The sequence below is a fragment of the Actinobacillus equuli genome (assembly GCF_900636745.1).
Lineage (GTDB): Bacteria > Pseudomonadota > Gammaproteobacteria > Enterobacterales > Pasteurellaceae > Actinobacillus > Actinobacillus equuli.
Genome location: NZ_LR134310.1, coordinates 753,774 through 771,118 on the forward strand (window position 1 = coordinate 753,774; position 17,345 = coordinate 771,118).

The window sequence follows — 17,345 nt, forward strand, 5'->3', positions numbered from 1 at the left end:
ATTCATCACGGATAACATAGATTTATATAAAGCTTTGTTATCCGTTGTTTATTTACAAAGGAATAAAAATGAGCGAACAAATTTATGGTATTCACGCCGTAAAAGCTTTCTTAGATAACGCACCGGAACGCTTAATTGAGGTCTTAGTGCTAAAAGGGCGTGAAGATAAACGTCTAAGCCCATTATTGAATGAGTTACAACGCTTAGGCATTTCCATTCAGCAAGTAAATCGTCAAACATTGGATAACAAAGCGCAAGGCGAAGTTCACCAAGGTATTATCGCGAAAGTCGTGCCGCAAAAAGAACTAAACGAGCACGATCTTGATGTAATCTTGAGCCAAAAGCAAAATCCGTTTTTATTAATTTTAGACGGTGTGACAGATCCACATAACCTTGGTGCTTGTTTACGTACCGCTGATGCGGCAGGCGTGGATGCGGTGATCGTACCAAAAGATAAATCAGCACAGCTCACCTCAACCGCTCGTAAAGTGGCTTGCGGTGCAGCTGAAACCGTGCCGTTAATTCGTGTTACCAACCTTGCTCGCACAATGCGAGAGCTACAAGAACAACATAACATCTGGATTGTCGGCACAGCCGGAGAAGCCACTTCAGGTATTTACCAAGCGAAATTAACCGGTGCTATCGCCTTAGTGATGGGAGCGGAAGGTGACGGTATGCGTCGTTTAACCCGTGAGCATTGTGACCAGTTAATTAGTATCCCAATGGCGGGTTCGGTTTCTTCACTGAATGTTTCGGTGGCAACCGGCGTTTGTTTATTTGAAATCGTACGCCAAAAACTGGCAGCCCAATAATCGTCACTCTCTTCAAATATGGAAGAAGACAAAGATTCATTTTAGTAAATGGGTATTTGCAAAGTTTGCTAAAAATTTAACCGCTTGTCTCTTCCATATTTTCTCTACTGATGACACGCTTCATATAGCGGTAGTAATTGGCGAATGGTTTGGTAAATAAATTCCGCTACATCAATCTGATCCAAATCGGCTTTTTCAATATTACGCCCTATACACCAAAAATCTTCATCATTTTCAAACGATAACGAATCTGTTTCTTTAAGAGTTTTAAAATCGGCATACTCGCTTTCCGCACCGTGCCACACTTCAAAATCTTGGTATTGAGAACGCTCTAATTTTTCCAACCATTGATTATATTGTGCTAATGAAATCTGTGAACGATCCGCTCGGTAACAATGCCAATCCAAACAAACCTGTAAACGTCGGCGATTTAAAATCACCGATAAAATTGCGGCTGAATTTCGGTTAAATTCATATTTGTAATAGGCAAAAAAATGCGCTCGTACCTGCCAACCGTTACACCATTTTTCAATATGCGGTTCGGCAAACGGCATACCGAGCTGACGTGCCACTTCTAAATGCAACGCTTTCCATTTTTGCCATTCAGCTTTGTAATTCGCTTTAATGAGCGGAATATCTTCCGGACAATATTTTTTCATTTGAGCAAATTGAAAAAACGGAATTTCAAATAATTCACAACTTTTGGCATTCAGCATTTTGATTCCTCAAATAAAAAGCGGTCGAATTTGCAAATTTTTTCGCAAATTCAACCGCTTGTCATTAGCTAGGATTAGCTACGGGTGTAAACAAATTCCACACCTTCTTCATCTTCTTCCGACCAATCATCATCAAAGTCATCCCAATCTTCTTCGATAGGGTTTTGCATTGCTTCTTGATGATAATCATCCCATTTGAATTTCACTTCATCCGCTTCTTTATTTTCTTCCACTACTTCACGAGGGTTCGCTTCGATAAAGTCCATAATGTCGCGGGTAAGATTTTGCACGTTTTGACCGGTTGCAGCAGAAATTAGGTAATAATCACCTTCCCAACCGATTTGTTCAGCGATTTCTTGCGCACGAGCTTGCGCTTCTTCTTCGCCAATCGTATCAATCTTATTGAATACTAACCAAGTCGGTTTTTCCGATAATTTTTCGCTATATTGGTAAAGCTCGCTTTCAATCACCGAAATATTTTGTGCCGGATCGCTTTCGTCAATCGGCATAATATCGACTAAGTGAATTAGTACGCGACAACGCTCAAGGTGTTTTAAGAAACGAATACCTAAACCGGCACCATCCGCCGCACCTTCAATTAAGCCCGGGATATCCGCCACCACAAAGCTGCGATCCGCACCGACACGTGCCACGCCTAAACTTGGCACAAGCGTAGTAAACGGATAATCCGCTACTTTCGGTTTTGCCGCTGACACGGCACGAATAAAGGTTGATTTACCGGCATTCGGTAAACCTAACATACCGACATCGGCAAGTAGCATTAACTCAAGTAATAAATCACGTTTTTCGCCCGGTGTACCGTTAGTTTTTTGGCGAGGCGCACGGTTTACCGACGATTTAAAACGGGTATTACCTAAGCCGTGATAACCGCCTTTTGCCACCAACATTTTCATACCGTGTTTAGTTAAGTCACCAATCACTTCTTGAGTGTCATTGTCGATTGCTCGCGTACCAACCGGCACACGTAACGTAATGTCGTTACCACGGTGTCCGGTACAGCCAGCACTACGACCGTTTTCACCACGACCTGCAGCGTAACGTTTTTCAAAACGGTAGTCGATAAGCGTATTTAGGTTTTCGTCAGCGATTAAATAAACATCACCGCCGTCACCGCCATCACCGCCGTCCGGCCCACCTTTCGGGATATATTTTTCACGGCGGAAACTTACACAACCGTTACCACCATCGCCTGCTTCGACACGAATCAGGGCTTCATCAATAAATTTCATTGTTATTCCTTTTTTACTCCCCCTTTAATTTTACTCTCACCCCTTGCGGGAGAGAGACAGCCTACGGATTCGTTCAGAAACCGTAGGCAGAGAGAGGGGTATCATATTAAAAATCAACGTTTTCCCCTCTCCCGAATTTCAATTCTGAACGAACTGAAATTATCCCTCTCCCACAAGGGGAGAGGGTCGTCTAAAGAGGGAAAATGTTTTACATTTTTTCAATCGTCTTAATACCTAAGAGATCTAAACCTTGTTTTAGCGTTTTCGCCGTTAATGCTGCTAAACGTAAACGGCTGTTCTTCACGTTTTCTTCTGCATTGAGCATTGGGCAAGTTTCGTAGAAACTTGAGAATGCACCGGCTAACTCATAGAGATATTGGCAAAGAATATGCGGCATACCGTCTTTTGCCACGCCGTTTAACGCTTCTTCAAACTGTAAAAGTTTAACCGCTAACGCACGTTCTTTATCTTCAGTTAAGTTAATTTCGCCGTTTAAGCCGTTTACATCAATGCCGGCACGGTTGAAGATTGAACGAATACGAGTATAAGCGTACTGCATATACGGTGCGGTGTTGCCTTCGAAGGTCAGCATATTATCCCAGTCGAATACGTAGTCTGTGGTACGGTTTTTCGAGAGATCCGAATATTTCACCGAGCCAATAGCTACCGCTTCCACTACCGCCGCTTTTTCTTCTGCGGTTAAATCCGTTGAACGCTCTGAAATTAATTTATCCGCACGTTCAACCGCCTCATCTAATAGATCTTTTAATTTAACCGTACCGCCTGAACGGGTTTTAAACGGCTTACCGTCTTTACCTAACATCATTCCGAAGAACGGATGTTCAAGGCTGAAACTTTCCGGCACATAACCCGCTTTACGAGTAATTAACCACGCTTGTTGCATATGTTGTGCTTGGCGAGAATCCGAGAACACTAACACACGATCCGCATTTAACGTTTCATAACGATATTTCGCTGCAGCAATATCAGTCGTGGTATATAAGAAACCGCCGTCTTTTTTCTGTACGATAACGCCCATCGGGTCACCGTCTTTATTCTTAAATTCGTCTAAGAACACCACTAACGCACCGTCGTCTTCCACCGCTAAACCTTTTGCTTTTAAATCCGCTACGATTTCCGGCAACATCGGGTTGTAAAGGCTTTCGCCCATCACATCTTTTTCTGAAAGCGTGACGTTTAAACGATCGTAGTTTTCTTGGTTGTGATGCATGGTAATATCCACCAATTTTTTCCACATCGTACGGCAATATTCATCACCGCTTTGTAGTTTCACCACATAGTTACGTGCTTTTTCAGCAAACACTTCATCACTGTCGTAATGTTCTTTTGCTGCACGATAGAAGGCTTCCAAATCACTTAATTCCATTTGGCTGGCGTGTTCGTTTTCCATTTTTTCCAAGTATGCGATTAACATACCGAACTGCGTACCCCAGTCGCCTACGTGGTTGGCACGAATCACTTTGTTACCTAAAAATTCTAAGGTACGTACCACCGCATCACCGATAATGGTTGAACGTAGGTGACCTACGTGCATTTCTTTTGCCACATTCGGCGAAGAATAGTCGATCACGATGGTTTGCGGATTTGCAGTTTTAATCCCAAAATTGACCGCTTGTAATGCTTCACTTGCTTGATTTGCTAGCCATGCTTGGTTTAAGAAAATATTGATAAAGCCCGGACCGGCAATCTCTAATTTATCGGCAATACCGTTTAAATCTGCGTTATCTAAAATTTTTTGCGCAAACTCACGTGGGTTCATGCCTAATTTTTTTGCAGCGCCCATTGCGCCATTTGCTTGATAATCGCCAAATTCCGGTTTACCTGATTGACGAACAAGTGGCTCAACATTGCTTTCTGCGCCAGCCGCAATCATTGCTTGTTTAATTTTGTCTGATAAAATCTGTTGAATATTCACGAATATATAACCTTTTTCTACGTGCAATTTTCTGCACGAACCAAATTAAAAAATCCGAATAGTGCAAAAAATCGCACCCTAAAGGAAAAACGCTCTATGATACAAGAAAATGCAAAATTTTACGAGAAAATGACCGCTTGTTTTGGTGATTTTTCTGAATTTCAACAAAAAATCCAGCAAATTGCCCATTTGGCAATGCTGGATTTAAATCAGTTTAAAATTGACCACTTAGCGGTCAGAATGAATGATTGGCAGACGGCTAAACAATGGCGCTCATTCTTACTTGAACAGGGTGAGTTGTTAAAAGAAAGCGAGGTAAACGGACGTCCGATAGCTCTTATCAAGCTCAATGAGCCTCTCTCTTTTTTAGGACAGAATGTTTCAATTATCGAATTACCGTTCCCCAAAGATAAAGTTTATCCGCAGCAAGGTTGGGAACATATTGAAATTGTTTATCCCATGAAGAAAAACGAAACAGTTGAGCAATGGACTCAACGCACATTAAAACAGTTTCATCTAGCAATTAATGCTAATCTCGCCCTTAAAATCAGCCAGCCACAAGTAGAGGGCGAACGTTTACCAAACCCAAGTATTGCAATTTCAGTAAAGAATGCAACTTATTGCAATCCTTATTGTCTCAAGCTTCACCCTTATGATATAAATGAGGTGATTCGTTCAGAAAGTGATGTCTGAACAATTTTTCATTGGAGAATAATATGAAAAAATTAAGTTTCGCAGCAGCTTTAATGGCAAGCTTAACACTCGTAGGTTGTGCAAATACCGACATTTATAGCGGTAGTGTATACAGCGCGGGCCAAGCGAAAGAAGCACGTTCAATCAGCTATGGTACAATCGTTTCTGTGCGTGATGTAAAAATCCAAGCAGATAATCAAGGTGTATTAGGAACTGTTGGCGGCGGCGTTCTTGGTGGCGTAGCCGGTTCAACCATCGGCGGTGGTAGCGGTCGTGCAGTAGCAACAGCAGTTGGTGCAGTTGCCGGTGCAATTATCGGTAATACCGTTGAAGAAAAAGCGACTCAAGTTTCTTCATTAGAAATGGTGATTCGCAAAGATGACGGCAAAGAAATTGTTGTCGTTCAGAAAAAAGAAAAAGGTTTCGTACCGGGTAAACGTGTACGAATCGTAGGGTCAAATTCAGACCTGAACGTATCTGTTCTTTAATCTATCTTTTAAGTTTTAAGGATATTGCATAATGAAAAAATTTTCTCTCGCTGTATTAGCAACAATTACGCTTGCAGCTTGTACGCAAGACTTTTATTCAGATAAAGGGAATGCAACCGTATTACGTTCTAAAGATCTTTCTAAAGATGTTGTAGAACTGACTGTTCGTAAAGATAATGGTGAAGTAGTTACTATGACTCGTGAATATGACTCTCATGCTGCAGTAGGTGCACGTGTGAATGTTACGGATAACTATGAACACAAAGATGCGGATTTAAAAACAATTCATCGTTATGAATTTAAATAATCTGTAGAATTAAAGTTAAAAGCCCTGAAATACTATTCAGGGCTTTTTTCTTATATATAACTATAACTAAAGCCAGCGCCGTACTTGCTGACAATATTGTGTAAAGTCTTCACCAAACTTTTGCTGCAAATATTGCTCTTCCGGTTTAATTTGGAACCGATTTAAATAGTATACAAATCCAATAATCACTAGTGAGGCAAAATATCGGTTAAGCCATACTGCCCACGCAATCAGCAGAAACATTAATCCCAAATACATCGGATTACGGCTAAAGCGATAAATACCCGAAGTAACCAGTAGCGAACTTTGTTGTGGAGCTAAAGGACTAATCGTTGTTTTTGCTTGTTTCAACGCATAAAGCCCCGCCATACTCACTGCAATACCGACTCCTGAAAATAGGATACTGAGCCATTGAGGCAATGGATAATGCTCACCACGTGGTAGTAAGTAAATCAACAACAAACAAAACGCAAACAATAACGGAGGCGGTAGTTTAAGTTCCATAATGTCAATTTCCGCTAAAAAATAACCGCTTGCGGTATACCACAAGCGGTCAAATTTACATAATTTTTTGCAAATTACACATTAAAACGGAAGTGCATTACATCGCCGTCTTGTACGATATAATCTTTCCCTTCTAAACGCCATTTACCCGCTTCTTTCGCACCAGCTTCGCCTTTATTATCAATAAAGTCTTGATAACCGATCACTTCCGCACGGATAAAGCCTTTTTCGAAGTCAGTATGAATAACCGCCGCCGCTTTTGGTGCGGTTGCACCGACAGAAACCGTCCAAGCACGTACTTCTTTCACACCCGCAGTGAAGTAAGTTTGTAGGTTTAATAAACGATAACCGGCACGAATTACGCGGTTTAGACCTGGTTCTTCAATGCCTAAGTCTTGTAAAAACTCTACTTTTTCTTCGTCATCTAATTCGGCAATTTCCGATTCAATCGCAGCGCATACTGGTACAACTACCGCGCCTTCTTTTTCAGCAATTTCACGTACGCGATCTAAATACGGGTTGTTTTCGAAGCCGTCTTCGTTCACGTTCGCAATGTACATTGTCGGTTTTAAGGTTAAGAAGTTATAACCTTTGATAGCGTGTAATTCGTCTTTATCTAAATCGACAGAACGAATCATACCGGCATTTTCAAGCACCGGTAAGATTTTTTCCATAATCGATAATTCGAATTTTGCGTCTTTATCGCCGCCTTTCGCACGTTTTTGTAAGCGTTGAATCGCACGTTCGCAACTGTCTAAATCCGCTAACGCAAGTTCGGTGTTGATGATTTCAATATCATCCGCCGGATCAATCTTACCGGCAACGTGTACGATATCGTCATTTTCAAAACAGCGTACCACGTGACCGATCGCATCCGTTTCACGAATATTGGCTAAGAATTTATTACCTAAGCCTTCACCTTTACTTGCGCCGGCTACTAAACCTGCAATATCCACAAATTCCATTGTGGTTGGAAGGACACGCTCAGGTTTAACGATTTCCGCTAATGCGTCTAAGCGTGGATCCGGCATCGGTACGACACCGGTATTCGGTTCGATGGTACAGAACGGATAGTTAGCCGCTTCAATACCAGCCTTGGTTAAAGCGTTGAAAAGCGTTGATTTACCTACGTTCGGTAAACCCACGATACCACATTTAAATCCCATAATTTCCTCTTAATTTTCACGGAATACACGGAAGAATGCCGAAAATGACAAGCGGTCTGATTTTGCTAAAAATTTGCAAATTTCTAAAAGAAAATAACCGCTTGTTTATGCCATTAAGCATTCTTCCGTGACAAATAATATTATGCTTTAAAACCGTTGAGACGATTGGTTGCTTTCGTCACACCGTCTTTAAATAGAACATCTACACAGCGACCGGCTTCATCCACCGCCGCATTAATTTTTTCTTGATCTTGCGGACTTGGTTTCCCCAATACATAACCGGCAACCAATTCTTTACTGCCCGGATGCCCGATACCGATACGCACACGGTAAAAATTATTACTATTACCAAGGCTGGCAATAATATCTTTCAAACCGTTATGACCGCCATGCCCACCGCCCTGCTTAATTTTTGCCACACCGGGTGGTAAATCCAATTCATCGTGAGCGACTAAAATTTCTTCCGGTTTAATACGATAGAAATTCGCTAAAGCGCCAACGGCTTTACCGCTTAAATTCATAAAGGTAGTTGGCACAAGTAAGCGAACTTCCCCACCAGCCACATTAATTTTAGCGACTTTGCCGAAGAATTTGGCTTCTTCTTTTAAGCTGACATTAAATTGACGGGCGATTTCATTAATTAGCCATTCACCGGCATTATGGCGAGTATCTTCGTATTTCGCCCCCGGGTTAGCTAATCCAACGATAAGTTTAATTTGCGACATTCTCTGTCCTATTTGATTAACAGGGAAAAGCCCTAAAATGAAAAGTCGTTATTGTAGGCAAAAAGGGCATTTTCTACAAGGAAAATGCCCTTTTTTAACAGAATTTATACCACTAAAGAATTCGTAGCTTCACTAGCGTTTTTTACTGCTTTCGGATCTTCACCGTATTTATTTGTGAAACGTTGACCATCTTTAAAAATTAAAAACAGCATAAAAATCCATATGCCAATGATACTTGCAAGGGTCAAGATATAGAGGAAATATTCAACTCCAGTAATCGCGCCACCAAGCTCTCGATCCAAAGAAAATACGGTTGCTATACTTAGAACAATAACAATCAAATGAGGTAATAACTGCCACCAGCCAGACCAACCTAAATCATGTAAACGGCGAGTAGTAATACTGATCATTGGAATAAGAATAGCAAATTGATATAAATATGACAGTATTGCTACTCCACTTGCCATATTTTCTAAGCCGATAGCCAAACATACGCCGACTAAAATATTTAAAACTATGGCAATCAAAGCATTCATTAAATGAAACCAACCATATTCCCTACGTCTAGCACGATCAGCAAAGTTAAAACTTCTTTTTAAAGCAAACACATACCAATTCATTGGCTTCTCCTTTCTCATTAAATTATGAATATTTATTTAAGACTGAATATTTGGGACTCTTGCCATACCGATTAGTAAATGGCTGTCCATCTTTGAATGTTAGGTATAAGAAATATGCAAAAATGATAACTATATTGATAGTTACGATCGTTTCTCCTTCTTTTGAGGAGTATAATTGTTCTACTATTTCATCTGGCATAAAGGCAAGCGTACTCATGAATGTGTTTACAATGACTAACAATGATTGCCACCAACCTGAATAGCCTAAATCGTGTAAGCGTCTTACGGTAACACTCATAAGCGGCAATAGCAACAAAATATCTAAAGCAGAATTGATAAAATTAGCTGCATCAGCAATATCGGGTAAATGTAGCGCAAACATTACTTTGGCGAAAAACCAAATCAACCAACTACTTGCCTCATAGACCCAGATAAACCAAGCAAATTCCAAACGTCTTGCCCTCCCAGAGTAATCAAATGTATGACGTAACACATACATAAACCATTCCATTCATTCCTCCTAAAAATCACATATCAAATAATTATTCGTTTTCTATAAATTTTGAAGCAAATTAGACTACTTGTCATCCAATTTGAATAAATTTGCATACTTAGGTTGTTCTAAACACATAAATCAGCGAAAATAGCTCAAATATTTTTAAGGTGGCTTGTCCACCTTTTTGTTTTCATTTTAACCTAGAGAAAAGCATGTTATATCCACAAGAAGTCAACAAACGTCGCACATTTGCGATTATTTCTCACCCCGATGCGGGTAAAACCACGATTACCGAAAAAGTTTTACTTTACGGAAATGCAATCCAAACCGCCGGTTCGGTTAAAGGCAAAGGCTCAAGCACACATGCCAAATCGGACTGGATGGAAATGGAAAAACAACGTGGTATCTCTATTACAACGTCCGTCATGCAATTTCCTTACAATAATTGTTTAGTTAATTTATTGGATACCCCCGGACATGAGGACTTCTCTGAAGATACTTACCGTACATTGACTGCAGTAGATAGCTGTTTAATGGTTATCGATAGTGCGAAAGGTGTCGAGGAACGTACGATTAAATTAATGGAAGTTACTCGTCTGCGTGATACACCAATTTTAACCTTTATGAATAAACTCGACCGTGATATTCGTGATCCGATGGAGTTATTAGATGAGGTTGAAAGCGTCCTAAAAATCCGTTGTGCTCCAATCACATGGCCGATTGGTTGCGGTAAATTATTTAAAGGCGTATATCATATTGCGAAAGACGAGACCTATCTTTACCAATCGGGTCAAGGCTCAACCATTCAAGAAGTGCGTATCGTAAAAGGCTTGAACAGTCCTGAACTTGATGCTGCAGTCGGTGATGATTTAGCTAACCAGTTACGTGAAGAATTAGAATTGGTACAAGGTGCATCAAACGAATTCGATCACGAAGCCTTTATCAACGGCGAGCTCACACCGGTATTCTTCGGTACCGCATTAGGTAACTTCGGTGTGGATCATTTCTTAGACGGTTTAACCGAATGGGCGCCAAAACCGCAAGCACGTGAAACCGATGTGCGCACGGTTGAATCAAGTGAAGAAAAATTCTCAGGTTTTGTATTTAAGATCCAAGCGAATATGGATCCGAAACACCGTGACCGAGTGGCATTTATGCGCGTTGTATCAGGCAAATACGAAAAAGGTATGAAGCTCAAACACGTACGTATAGGCAAAGATGTCGTGATTTCCGATGCCTTAACCTTTATGGCGGGCGATCGTTCACACGCTGAAGAAGCCTATGCCGGCGATATTATCGGTTTACATAACCACGGCACAATCCAAATCGGCGACACCTTCACTCAAGGTGAAGTGATGAAATTTACCGGTATTCCTAACTTTGCACCGGAACTGTTCCGTCGTATTCGTTTGAAAGACCCACTCAAACAAAAACAATTGCTGAAAGGTTTAGTTCAACTTTCGGAAGAAGGTGCGGTACAAGTATTCCGTCCGTTAATGAACAATGACTTGATTGTAGGCGCGGTCGGTGTACTTCAGTTTGACGTGGTAGTTTCTCGTCTGAAAACCGAATATAACGTGGAAGCGATTTACGAAGCGGTAAACGTGGCAACTGCCCGTTGGGTTGAATGTAAGGATGCGAAGAAATTCGAAGAGTTTAAACGCAAAAACGAACAAAACCTTGCATTAGACGGTGGCGATAACTTGACTTATATCGCACCGACTATGGTGAACTTAAATCTGGCGCAAGAACGCTATCCGGATGTTGAGTTCTTCAAAACACGTGAACACTAATAAAAACAAGCGGTCAAATTTTGCAAATTTTTTGCAAAAAATCACCGCTTGATTTAAGTAAAAAATGCGACCTCATCCGGTCGCATTTTTCTTATGTCTTTAAAGCATCAATTACCAGAAATAACCCATACCGACAGAACCGCCAAGCTCTTTACGTGTATTCGCACTGAAAGACACTTTCACGCCAACACCACTTGGTAGAGATTGTGAGTAACCTACCGCTACCGCACTTTGGCTTTCATATTGACCCACCGCAGCCGTTACACCTGATTGACCTGCCGGCGCTTGTAATAGACCAGCCGTAGCAATTGCTGATGCCGTGCCAGCCTTACGATCTTTGTTTAAACGATCTAAACGTTTGTCAAAATCATTACGCGTTTGATTTAATTGACGAACATTTACCGCATCTGTTGCTTCTACACCGTCAGCGACGTTAGTAATACGCTTGTTATTCATATTAATGCCGTTGCTATCAATTGTCGGACCGTTTTTAACCGAAACAGAATCCGCCGTCACTTTCGCAAAAGTCGGATTATCTACTGTTGCTACAGTAATCGTATTGGCATTTTGAGTGATTGCAATATTCTTACCTGAATGTACCGCAACCGTTTCACCCGATTTCACGTTATGGGTAGTAACTTTACCATCTGCCGCTTTAGTTGAAACATTCACGCCTTTATTTGCTGCCGCTGCCGTATCAATTTTAGCTTTAACTTTATCAGATAAGCCATATACCACTTTGCCTTGACCATCTGTGGTAACGTTTAGATCTGAAGTTGCACCAAAGGTTAAGCTATCGCCCTGCTCTAATGTCCAAGTATCCGCTAACGCATCGGCACTTAATGTTGCTTCATTGTTACTCACATTGAAGGTATAAGCAGTTGATTTATCTGCTTTTTCATCAAGTTGTGCTTTATTTACTGCATCTGTGCTGTTTGTACCGGCTTTCACATGACTAATTGCTTTGTCTGCCGCATTAATACCGGCTGTCGTAAGTTCCGGACCATTTTTTACACCAACAGAAGTAGTTGCTACAGCTTGATTTGCATTCATTACATCACTCTCAATACGTGCGATATTAGCTGTACCGGCAACTAATAAATCAGTATTTACATTTGCAATGTTTCCTGTACCCGCAACTAATAAATCAGCATTTACACGAGCAATATCACCTGTACCGCCAACAATTTGATCCGCATTCACACGAGAAATATTACCCGTACCGGCATTAATTTGATCTACATTCACACGAGCAACATCTGTTGTACCCGCAATAATCTGATCCGCATTTACACGTGCAGAAGTTGTGGTAGGCACAGCAACCGGACTTGCAGCTAATGTTGCAACGTCTGCTGTTGCACCATCTACGCTTTCCAATACAAGGCTAGCCGGTGTTGCCATCGCCATCATTAACTCAGGCTCAGCACTAAAATCTTCAAAGCTATCTAATGATCTTCTACTACGGCTACTTCTAGGCGCAGCTTCCGTACTCGCTGATTCACTGGTTAAGCCAGTGTTACTTACCAATTCCGAAGGCGCAATATTCGGATAATAAAGTAACGCATTGCTCACTAAAATTTGATATAACTGCGCACCATTAATTGCGTCCGTACTGAATTCAGAAATATCACCGGCTGCTAAATTAGTAATACCGTTCGAATTAATTTTCGGACCATTTGCAACATTAATCGTATTTACAACATTTAAATTATCAGTATTTACCGTATTTGAAGAGAAACTTGCCGTACGAATTCTATTTGCGTCAAATACACCTGAAACCGCTAATGATTCTGTTCTTACACGAGCCGCATCAACAATTCCTGAAGCAGCTAGTGAACCTGTTCTGATACGAGCAGCATCAATTACACCTGAAGCGGCTAACGAACCGGTTCTTACACGTGCCGCATCAATAATCCCTGACGCCGCCAAATAATTTGTATTTACTTTTTCCGCATTCACTTTTGTTGCATTCACTGCGTTTGAAGCGGTTAATGACGCTGTGTTAACTTGTGTCGCATTTACTGCATCTGATGCAGTTAATGACGCCGTGTTAATTTGGGTCGCATTTACTGCTGCTCGTGCGGTAATTGAATCGGTATTTACTTGCGTTGCATTTACTGCTTTAGCATCAACTGTGGTTGATTTCACATTTTTCGTATTCACTTTTTGTGAATTTACTGCATTCGAAGCGGTTAACGATGCCGTATTAATTTGCGTTGCATTAACTGCATCTGATGCGGTTAATGACGCTGTGTTGATTTGGGTTGCATTTACCGCACCTGATGCTGTTAATGACGCTGTGTTAATTTGGGTCGCATTTACTGCTGCTCGTGCGGTAATTGAATCGGTATTTACTTGCGTTGCATTTACGGTCTTAGCATCAACTACGTTTGTACTCACCGTAAAAGTATTTAAACGGTTCGTATTTGAAGTGGTCGCATTTACAACCGTTGCAGCGACATTACGTGCATTTACTTGTGCAGAATTAACCGCTTGTGAAGCTGTCAAGGCAATCGTATTCACTTTGGTTGCATTTACAGCACCTGAAGCGGTAAGTCCTGCCGTATTAATTTGCGTTGCATTTACTGCACCTGAAGCCGTTAATGATGCAGTATTGATTTGAGTGGCATTTACAGCACCAGACGCAGTAATAGACCCCGTATTCATCTGAGTTGCATTAATTGCATCACCACGTAATGTAGTCGTATTGATTGACGAGAATACAACATTATCAGCAGAAGAAATATTTAATGTATTTCCTTGTGCTGCAAGATTTAAATTATTATCCGAATTAACAATAACTTTATTTAAATTATCAGCAGTAACGGTGACTGTTGTTAATTCATTTGCCATAGATGTCGTATAAAGAGACGATAAAGCTAGCGCAATTATCGTTTTACTCATTTTTTTATTTACATACATATTCCCACCTCAAGTTAAGGGATTTGACTTCTTTCAGTTAAATTTCATTCATTCTTTATTAGATTCAAAGTAAATAAAATTTACGTCTACTTAATATAAATAACTTAATAAAGAACTAAACAAATATATATCTTTTAATCTATATTTACTAACTAATCGGATCTGACCTATAAAAATCTATTCTTTATTACAGATCGGATTTGCTCGATTATCTTTACAAAATAAAAAAACTACTTTTTTTATGGATTTATGATAGAATCAGCGCCATACCTGTAAAATACCTGACTAAATTTAAAGGAGATTATGATGAAAAAATGGCTATTCCCATTACTTGCAACTACACTGTTTACTGTGGGTTGTGAAGATAAATCGGTTGTTCAAAACATCCAACAAGACACAAAAAAAACTGAAACAAATGAATTAAAAAACAATGAGTTAACACAAGTTACCGTTATTGCACCTTGGGAGCTAAATAGCTTACACCCGACTCAATCTGGTGTTATTTTCCAGCGAATGAACTTAGCAGAGACCTTAGTTGAAGCAAATGAAAAAGGAGAGTTAATCCCTGGACTTGCGACTGAATGGAAGAGCAATGAAGATGCAACGGAGTGGACTTTCACGTTACGAGATGCGACCTTCCATAACGGCGAAAAATTAAATGCTCAAATTGTTGTAAAGAATTTAAATTTAGTAATGAATCAACCAAGCATTCTAAAAAAGGCATTTATTAAAGAAATTAATGTTTTAAATCAGAATCAATTAAAATTTAAATTAACAAAATCTTTTGTACCGTTCCCTGCATTTTTAACACATTATTCAACTATTATTTTAGCTGAAGAATCATTTAATGAAAAAAATGAAGTTGTTAAATTAATTGGAACAGGTGCATTTAAAGCAAATAAAATTGAAGCACCACAAAAAATAGAAGCTATTCGCTTTGAACAATATTGGGGAGAAAAACCAAAAGTTATTCATGCCAATTATTTAGCAAGCAGCCGTAGCGAAACGCGTGTATTAATGGCTCAAAGCGATGCAACATCATTAGTGTTTAACTTAGATACGGCGAGTGTCGCACGTTTAAAAACCAATCCTGATTTGACTGTAACCAGTGGTTCTATCGCTCGTACTATTCAAATGAAAATGGATGTGGCAAAACCGTTTTTTAAAGACTTAGCAATTCGCCAAGCGCTTTCACAGGCAATCAATCGTAAAGCGATTGCTGAACAAGTTTTAAAAATCGAAGATGGCATAGCGGATCAAATTCTACCGAAAGCCTTTGCTGATTGGCGTGTAGAAAATAAAGATGAAATTGTAGATCTCACAACAATTAAGCAGAATCTGATTGCTGCCGGTTACCAATTCAATAACGAAGGTAAATTAACTGATAAAGCAGGCAAGCCGTTCAGCTTCACATTAAGAACCTTCTCGGATCGTCCGGAATTGCCGATTATTGCCACAATTTTACAAGCACAATGGAAACAAATTGGGATTGATGTAAATGTGTCGGTCGGAAACTTTAGTGAAATCCCTGCCGGCCATCAGGACGGTAGCTTAGAAATGGCGCTATATGCGTTGAACTATGGTAAAACCATCGATCCATTCGGTGTAATCGTGCAGGATTATGCCAAAGGCGGCAGTGACTGGGGCGTAATGAACTGGAGTAACGAACAATTGGCGCAAACGTTAGAGAAAATCGAAACGGAGCGTGATCCTCAACGAAATAAACACTTAAAACAGACGGTCAGCCAAATTATTCATGATGAACTACCGATTATTCCGGTAGTGTATTATCAGCAAAATGTTGCGACCCATAATGATATCAAAGGTGTTACACTTGATCCGTTCGAAAGAAGATTCTTTTTAGAAAGACTTACAAAATAACATTATCAAATTAGCATTTAAAACACGGAAAATAGCACAGACTCTTGGGCAAATTCCGTGTTTTTTAATGAATTCATGGTTAGAAATATGCTTAATATTATTTTTAGACGACTGCTGCAAATTATTTTAGTGGTTTGGTCGGTTGGTACTCTCACTTTTATTCTGACTCGACAGCTCTCGGGGGATATGGCTTATCGTATAGCGGCAAGCCGTTACGGTTATGATCAAGCTGATAGTGCCGCTGCCGAATTAGTACGCACCGAATTAGGACTAGATCAACCGTGGTGGCAAAGCTATGGAAACTGGTTACTTGACCTTTTACAGCTTAATTTAGGTAAATCCTTAGTTACCGGCGATTTAGTCTGGAACGAAATTGCTCATCAGTTCGGACATACGCTTAGCCTCGCGATTGTTGCGCTCATTATGGCAATTATGATTGGTCCGATGCTTGGTGTACTTGCCGCTCGCAAAGAAAATGGCTTTTTTGACCGCTTCACCCTCGTATTTAGCACCTTGTTTCGTTCCGTACCGGCATTTATTATCGCCATCGGACTAATTACGCTCTTTTCGGCAACATTGCACTGGCTACCAGCTGGTGGTTACGGTAAATGGCAACACTTTATTTTACCAGCTTTAACATTAGCATTAGGACTGAGTGCCGTTTCAGTACGCGTTACTCGTACGGCAATGTTGCAAGTAAAACAATCCGAATATTACCAATTCGCACGTTTAAAAGGGCTATCTAGATGGCAAACTTTTACTCGCCACGGTATCCGCAATATCGCTATTCCAGTAATTGCTTATCATGCCGTACAGCTGGTTTATTTGATTGAAGGCGTGGTTGTAGTAGAAAGTCTCTTCGCTTGGCCTGGCAGCGGACACGCTTTGGTACATGCAGTGATTGCTAGAGACGTGCCGATGATCCAAGGTACTTCTCTCGTGATGGGCGGTTTATTTGTACTGTTAAATATGTGTGCAGATATGCTGAGTGCGTGGATTGATCCACGAATTACTAATAAACGTCATGGAGAATAAT

16 protein-coding genes are annotated in these 17,345 nt (G+C 40.4%); 7 read left to right on the forward strand and 9 right to left on the reverse strand.

Translation table 11 applies throughout. The annotated features are described in order from the left end of the window. Positions 1-68 precede the first annotated feature (68 nt). Positions 69-812: a 23S rRNA (guanosine(2251)-2'-O)-methyltransferase RlmB gene (gene rlmB / locus EL121_RS03430; protein ID WP_039197732.1), complete on the forward strand. Its 744-nt coding sequence runs from the start codon at positions 69-71 to the stop codon at positions 810-812. 104 nt (positions 813-916) lie between these two features. Here the strand turns inward: rlmB and EL121_RS03435 are convergent, their stop codons facing one another. From EL121_RS03435 to argS, 3 genes are all read right to left on the reverse strand, one after another. Next, on the reverse strand, positions 917-1,528 hold the full coding sequence (locus EL121_RS03435) for an HI_0552 family protein (RefSeq protein ID WP_039197735.1): 612 nt from the start codon (positions 1,526-1,528) through the stop codon (positions 917-919). Positions 1,529-1,602: 74 nt separating this feature from the next. Continuing rightward, positions 1,603-2,778: an Obg family GTPase CgtA gene (gene cgtA, locus EL121_RS03440; RefSeq protein WP_039197736.1), complete on the reverse strand. Its 1,176-nt coding sequence runs from the start codon at positions 2,776-2,778 to the stop codon at positions 1,603-1,605. Positions 2,779-2,986: 208 nt separating this feature from the next. After that, the gene (gene argS, locus EL121_RS03445) at positions 2,987-4,714 is read right to left on the reverse strand and encodes an arginine--tRNA ligase (RefSeq protein WP_039197737.1); all 1,728 of its coding nucleotides are present in this window, start codon (positions 4,712-4,714) and stop codon (positions 2,987-2,989) included. Between the two features lie 96 nt (positions 4,715-4,810). Here argS and EL121_RS03450 point away from each other — a divergent pair, with 96 nt between their 5' ends. From EL121_RS03450 to EL121_RS03460, 3 genes are read left to right on the forward strand one after another with little or no spacing between them, the layout of a single operon-like run. Then, positions 4,811-5,407, forward strand: a complete 597-nt coding sequence (locus EL121_RS03450; protein WP_039197741.1) for a VOC family protein — start codon at positions 4,811-4,813, stop codon at positions 5,405-5,407. A gap of 23 nt (positions 5,408-5,430) precedes the next feature. Next, entirely contained in the window at positions 5,431-5,895 is a 465-nt protein-coding gene (locus EL121_RS03455; protein WP_039197743.1) for an outer membrane lipoprotein, read from the forward strand. Between the two features lie 31 nt (positions 5,896-5,926). Next, complete coding sequence (locus tag EL121_RS03460; RefSeq protein WP_039197745.1) at positions 5,927-6,202, forward strand: deoxyribose-phosphate aldolase; 276 nt, start codon at positions 5,927-5,929, stop codon at positions 6,200-6,202. Between the two features lie 66 nt (positions 6,203-6,268). Here EL121_RS03460 and EL121_RS03465 read toward each other — a convergent pair whose 3' ends face one another. The 5 genes from EL121_RS03465 to EL121_RS03485 form a co-directional block, all read right to left on the reverse strand. After that, on the reverse strand, positions 6,269-6,706 hold the full coding sequence (locus tag EL121_RS03465; protein ID WP_039197747.1) for a methyltransferase family protein: 438 nt from the start codon (positions 6,704-6,706) through the stop codon (positions 6,269-6,271). A gap of 74 nt (positions 6,707-6,780) precedes the next feature. Next, a complete protein-coding gene (gene ychF / locus EL121_RS03470) occupies positions 6,781-7,872 on the reverse strand; it encodes a redox-regulated ATPase YchF (protein WP_039197748.1) in 1,092 nt (363 codons plus the stop codon). A gap of 140 nt (positions 7,873-8,012) precedes the next feature. After that, on the reverse strand, positions 8,013-8,597 hold the full coding sequence (pth, locus tag EL121_RS03475) for an aminoacyl-tRNA hydrolase (protein ID WP_039197750.1): 585 nt from the start codon (positions 8,595-8,597) through the stop codon (positions 8,013-8,015). 104 nt (positions 8,598-8,701) lie between these two features. Continuing rightward, a complete protein-coding gene (locus EL121_RS03480) occupies positions 8,702-9,217 on the reverse strand; it encodes a DUF805 domain-containing protein (RefSeq protein WP_039197752.1) in 516 nt (171 codons plus the stop codon). A 22-nt stretch (positions 9,218-9,239) separates the two neighbouring features. Further along, positions 9,240-9,728 (reverse strand): DUF805 domain-containing protein, encoded by a 489-nt coding sequence (locus EL121_RS03485; RefSeq protein WP_039197754.1) that lies wholly within the window; start codon positions 9,726-9,728, stop codon positions 9,240-9,242. 197 nt (positions 9,729-9,925) lie between these two features. Between EL121_RS03485 and prfC the strand changes: the two genes are divergently transcribed. Beyond that, on the forward strand, positions 9,926-11,506 hold the full coding sequence (prfC, locus tag EL121_RS03490; protein ID WP_039197755.1) for a peptide chain release factor 3: 1,581 nt from the start codon (positions 9,926-9,928) through the stop codon (positions 11,504-11,506). A gap of 111 nt (positions 11,507-11,617) precedes the next feature. Here the strand turns inward: prfC and EL121_RS03495 are convergent, their stop codons facing one another. Continuing rightward, positions 11,618-14,359, reverse strand: a complete 2,742-nt coding sequence (locus tag EL121_RS03495; RefSeq protein ID WP_232013014.1) for a YadA family autotransporter adhesin — start codon at positions 14,357-14,359, stop codon at positions 11,618-11,620. Between the two features lie 375 nt (positions 14,360-14,734). Here EL121_RS03495 and EL121_RS03500 point away from each other — a divergent pair, with 375 nt between their 5' ends. Both EL121_RS03500 and EL121_RS03505 read left to right on the forward strand, forming a co-directional pair. Next, on the forward strand, positions 14,735-16,309 hold the full coding sequence (locus EL121_RS03500) for an ABC transporter substrate-binding protein (protein ID WP_039197760.1): 1,575 nt from the start codon (positions 14,735-14,737) through the stop codon (positions 16,307-16,309). A gap of 87 nt (positions 16,310-16,396) precedes the next feature. Next, the gene (locus EL121_RS03505; RefSeq protein WP_039197763.1) at positions 16,397-17,344 is read left to right on the forward strand and encodes an ABC transporter permease; all 948 of its coding nucleotides are present in this window, start codon (positions 16,397-16,399) and stop codon (positions 17,342-17,344) included. The last annotated feature ends 1 nt before the right edge of the window (position 17,345 follow it).